The sequence below is a fragment of the Proteus sp. G4415 genome (assembly GCF_963896075.1).
Classification (GTDB): Bacteria; Pseudomonadota; Gammaproteobacteria; order Enterobacterales; family Enterobacteriaceae; genus Proteus; species Proteus mirabilis.
Genome location: NZ_CAWQOK010000024.1, coordinates 1 through 5125, shown reverse-complemented (window position 1 = coordinate 5125; position 5125 = coordinate 1). Strand labels below are relative to the sequence as shown.

Annotated in this window: 4 protein-coding genes; 1 reads left to right on the top strand and 3 read right to left on the bottom strand. The window is 37.0% G+C overall.

Annotation, left to right across the window (positions count from 1 at the left end; genetic code table 11):
* Positions 1-234 precede the first annotated feature (234 nt).
* Positions 235-1899 carry a bifunctional UDP-sugar hydrolase/5'-nucleotidase UshA gene (ushA, locus tag AACU95_RS02200; RefSeq protein ID WP_004244272.1) on the top strand — a complete coding sequence of 555 codons (1665 nt, stop codon included), beginning with the start codon at positions 235-237 and terminating at the stop codon, positions 1897-1899.
* 123 nt (positions 1900-2022) lie between these two features.
* Here ushA and ybaK read toward each other — a convergent pair whose 3' ends face one another.
* The 3 genes from ybaK to AACU95_RS02185 form a co-directional block, all read right to left on the bottom strand.
* Positions 2023-2502, bottom strand: coding sequence for a Cys-tRNA(Pro)/Cys-tRNA(Cys) deacylase YbaK (gene ybaK, locus AACU95_RS02195; RefSeq protein WP_004248647.1), 480 nt, complete (start codon positions 2500-2502; stop codon positions 2023-2025).
* A gap of 46 nt (positions 2503-2548) precedes the next feature.
* Positions 2549-3358 carry a TraB/GumN family protein gene (locus AACU95_RS02190; protein WP_004244270.1) on the bottom strand — a complete coding sequence of 270 codons (810 nt, stop codon included), beginning with the start codon at positions 3356-3358 and terminating at the stop codon, positions 2549-2551.
* A 125-nt stretch (positions 3359-3483) separates the two neighbouring features.
* Positions 3484-5124, bottom strand: a complete 1641-nt coding sequence (locus AACU95_RS02185) for a YadA-like family protein (protein ID WP_337247532.1) — start codon at positions 5122-5124, stop codon at positions 3484-3486.
* Between the last annotated feature and the right edge of the window lies 1 nt (position 5125).

Below are 5125 nucleotides of genomic sequence, written 5' to 3'. Positions count from 1 at the left end.
GATTCAGACATCAGTCTGAACGCAGTAGGGATCCACGTCCTTTAGGGCGTGGAGGATGTCAAAGCAAATAGAGTTTGACTGATGTCTCAAAAAAACTATTGGAACAATGAAATAATAATAAAAATATATAACCTACGTCATAAAACACAGTAAAACTATTTACTTCTTTCTGCTTTTTCTACTGTGAATACAGGGCAGAGCCTTCTCAATAAATAATATACATGGGGATAGACCATGAGCTTATCGTTTAAATTATCTGCATGCGCACTGACAGTGACTTTAGCAATGGCGCCTGTGATGTCTCAGGCATGGGAAAAAGATAAAACTTACCAAATTACCATCCTACATACTAATGATCACCACGGTCACTTTTGGCACAATGATCATGGTGAGTACGGTTTAGCTGCTCAAAAAACCGTCGTTGACAATATTCGCGATGAAGTCGCTAAAAATGGCGGTAGCGTATTGCTTCTGTCTGGTGGTGATATTAATACGGGGGTTCCTGAATCTGATTTACAAGATGCAGAGCCTGATTTTAAAGGGATGAATCTTGTCGGTTATGACGCTATGGCGCTGGGTAATCATGAGTTTGATAATCCACTCGAAGTGCTACGCCAACAAGAAAAATGGGCTACTTTCCCTTTCCTTTCTGCGAATATTTATCAAAAAAGTACCGGTGAACGTTTATTTAAACCTTATACTATTTTTGATAAACAAGGAGTGAAAATCGCGGTATTAGGTTTAACTACCGATGATACTGTGCGTATTGGTAATCCTGCTAACTTCCCTGATACTGAGTTCCGTAAACCGGCAGATGAAGCGAAAAAAGTCGTTGAAGAATTACGTACCACAGAAAAACCCGATATTATTATCGCTGCTACCCATATGGGGCATTATGACGATGGTAATCATGGCTCTAATGCACCGGGTGATGTTGAAATGGCGCGTGCTTTGCCGAAAGGCTATTTAGATATGATTGTTGGTGGACACTCACAAGATCCGGTGTGTATGTCTCAAGAGAATAAAAATTACAAACAAGCAGATTATGTTCCCGGCACGCCTTGCGCTCCAGATAATCAAAATGGCACATGGATTGTTCAAGCCCATGAATGGGGTAAATATGTAGGTCGCGCTGATTTTGAGTTCCGTAATGGTGAGTTCACATTAAAACACTATCAGTTAATTCCAATTAACTTAAATAAGAAAGTGAAAAAAGAAGACGGAACCACTGAGCGAGTTTACTACACAGAGGAGATCCCTCATAACCCTGAAATGATGAAATTACTGACCCCTTATCAAGAGAAAGGTGGTGAGCAATTGAATGTGAAAGTGGGGGAAGTTGTTGGTAAATTAGAAGGCGATCGTAGCAAAGTTCGTTTTGAACAAACGAATATGGCGCGTTTACTGTTATCTGCTCAGGCGGAGCGTGCAAATGCTGATTTTGCCATTATGAGTGGTGGTGGTGTACGTGATTCGATTGAATCTGGCGATATTACTTATAAAGATGTATTAAAAGTACAACCCTTTGCTAACGAACTCGTCTATGTTGATTTCAAAGGTGAAGAAGTTGAACCTTACCTATCCGCAGTTGCTTGCATGAAAGTAGACTCAGGCGCTTATGCACAATTTTACAATGTAAGTTTAACCGTAGATGCAGATTGTAAAGTGAGTGATGTAAAAATTGCGGGCAAACCATTAGATAAAACTAAAAATTATCGTATGGCGACATTAAACTTTAACGGTATTGGTGGTGATGGTTATCCTAAGATTGATTCACACCCAGGATATGTCAATACCGGTTTTGTTGATGCAGAAGTGTTAAAAGGTTATATCGAAAAACACTCACCACTAAAAGCGGCTGATTTTGAACCGCAAGGCGAGATTGTGTATAAAAAATAGTATTTATTGAAAATATACAATAGATAATTCCCAAAAGGCGGCAGAGGATGTCGCCTTTTGTTATTTTATTTCTTATTGGCAGCTTGGTTGATATAAAAGCCTAAAATAAGCAATCAGTTACTCTTAATCCTCTTTACGGATCAGGGCAAATTGTGCACCTAATACTGAACATAAATCTTCAGCCGTTAGTTCAATATCCAGCCCTCGCTTACCTCCTGAGACATAGATAGTGTCAAACTTAAGTGCTTGATCATCAATCACCGTGGGAAGGCGCTTTTTTTGTCCTAATGGGCTTATACCGCCGACTAAATAACCTGTTACTTTTTGTGCTATTTGTGGATCGGCCATTTCTGCTTTTTTAGCTTTAAGGCATTTGGCGACTCGTTTTAAGTCAAGTTGACTTGATACTGGGGTGACCGCAACGGCTAGGTTTTTAGCATCACCATTTAACGCAACGAGAAGCGTTTTAAACACTTGACGGTTATCTAGCCCTAACTTTTCAACGGCTTCATCACCAAAGTTATGTACATTCGCATCATGTTCATAAGGGTGAAGAGTAAATTTAATTTTTTGTTTTTCCAGTAAATTCACTGCGGGAGTCATAATTATTCCTACTCATAAGGTGAGAGCAATGGTGAACGTGATCTTGTTATGCTTGATAAGTTAATCGATCAACTAAATTATCTTCACCAAATAAGTGAAGAGCACCGACGGTGACAACATAGTGGCCTGCTGGAAGATTAGAAAGCGTTGTTGCCCAGACTTGATTGCGCTTTTCCATTAAAATATCAAATACCGCTTTGCTAAAAGTATTTGGCAAAGGAGAAGGGTGCTTTTCACTGGTATAATTTAACCACCAATTGATCATAATTTGCAATGCCCGTGCATTTTCATGCCAATTTTTTAGCGTATCTTCGAGTAATTGTGCGCCATCTTGTGGAAAATCTAATAATAATGCGACCTGACGCTCAATACCTTCTAGCTCTATAATCGCTTTTTGTTGTTTATTGGCTTGTTGGATAACTTGATAATCAATGCCGTGCTGTGGTTGTAATCCAAGTTGCATCGCTTGGGTTGATTGTAATATCAGCGCGATTTGCCACAGTGGTTTATCATCAATTTGGTAACGTGGAATAGAAAGAAGATCACAATGGCTGATGATAGTGGCAAGTTGTGTTTCATTTACTCGTTGTTCTAATGGCTCTCGCAATAACGATAGTTGATCAAAGGGCTGAGTTTCGGTTGAAATATCCGCTTCGACAATAACCGCATCCGCTGTTGCTATTTTATTAATCAGTACATTGGATAATGGTGACATCGTTGGCACGCCCATATGGATACTACCAACAAGATGTAAAGAGACATGATTAGGGAGTGAAATATCAATAGCAGGATAGGGGTAATAAGATGTTTTCTGTATACCGATCCATTTCTTGATTTTCTGTATTATATCCTTCATTTGATACGCTCCTCATGGGATAAACCACAAGGTTGTAGCATAACGGATTTTGTATTGAATAAAACAAGGAAAACTGAGTTTTACTTAGCTTTCCTTATCTTTACCGCTATATTTATAAATTTATATTACCAACTAATACCGATCCCCCCCGCAGAGACCCAATTGTTAGCGTCATTCCAAGCGGTTGAGGCTTTAACTTTAACATTTTCGTTGATACGGTATTGCATTCCCCATGCAAATGCTGTGGCATTACGATAATTACCGATACCCATTGCGGTGCTAAAGGTTGCTGCATCATTAAAAGGTAAATTACTCATCGCTGCAACAGAAGCAATCCCTTGATTAGCGCGCTTTTCAACTTTATAGAAACGATTATTGGTTTCATTTTTAAAATGGCTAAGATCATTTTTAATGGCATTAATATTATCTGTGTTTGACTTATTTCCTGCATATAAAGAGCCAAGATGACCTACTAAACTTTTAGATTGCTCATTAACATCGAAATTATTAGCTAGGTATTTATCTACGTATATTTTGTTTTTGTCAGCAGTTTGTTTAACTTGATTAATATTTTCTCTATTTGTTTGTATATCCTCTTTATTTTTTTCTACATCACTTTCTACTTTAGTAATACCTTCTCTATTAACAGCTATATTACCTTCATTTTTTTTCACATCACTTTCTACTTTAGTAATTTTATTATCCTGTGAAGTTAATGTGTTAGCAGTTATTTTTTGTTGATTCGCTATCATTCTAACTTCGTCTTCTATTACTCTTGATAATGAAATATATGCATTAGCAACCTCACCTTGTGTTGCTGGTTGCGATAATCGCCCAATAATCTTTTCGATTTCAGTTAATGGTTCTGCTGTTTCTTGATTTTCAACAATAATAAAAGAGGTACCATTTTTTATATTTTCGTCAACAATATTTTTAAATTTTTTTATCTTATCTAATAATGCTATCTTTGCTAGTTCTGGCTCACTAGTATCTCCATTATTCATTGTTCTTTCAAGGTCATTTTTTACATTTTCTAAATAAGAAAACAGAGCACGAGCGATATCCTTTTTATTTTTATCGATATCACGTAACATACTTCCTACTTCATTAGAATCAACATGTATTGCTTCAGACAATGATTTACGCATATGGTCAAAAAAAGGTTGAGCAAGTCTGACTACAATATTTTCAGATGGTGTAGAAGGATTAGAAATATTAAGATAGGATTCAATGTATTGACCTATAATGTAATTATAATAACCCATAGAAGAATCAGACATGTCAAAGTATGCTTTTGTTGTTATATAATCATCTTTATGAATATTATTTATAGATTTTTGTCCTATATATGGCATTTCATAACGGGTAATTGGATTGATAAATGTATACGGAAATCGTGACATATATCCTGATGTATTACCTATTGTTGGTGCGCGATCACGCATTAATGGTGGTTGCGGTAGATGAGGCATTAATGGTGGTTGTGGCAGATGAGTGGTTGATGTTGGGGGAATATCTACACTTGATTCTACCATAGAACCATTTCCTAATTGTGAAGGGTTATCTGTTGGTAATGGGCTTGGGCTAATTACTGGTGCGCGATTACCCATTAATGGTGGTTGTGGTAGATGAGTTGTTGATGTTGAGGGAATACCTATATTTGATTCTACCATAGAACCATTTCCTAATTGTGAAGGATTATCTGTTGGTAATGGGCTATCAGTATTAGAAAAAACATTTGCAGAATAAATTAAAGAGAAAGAAATA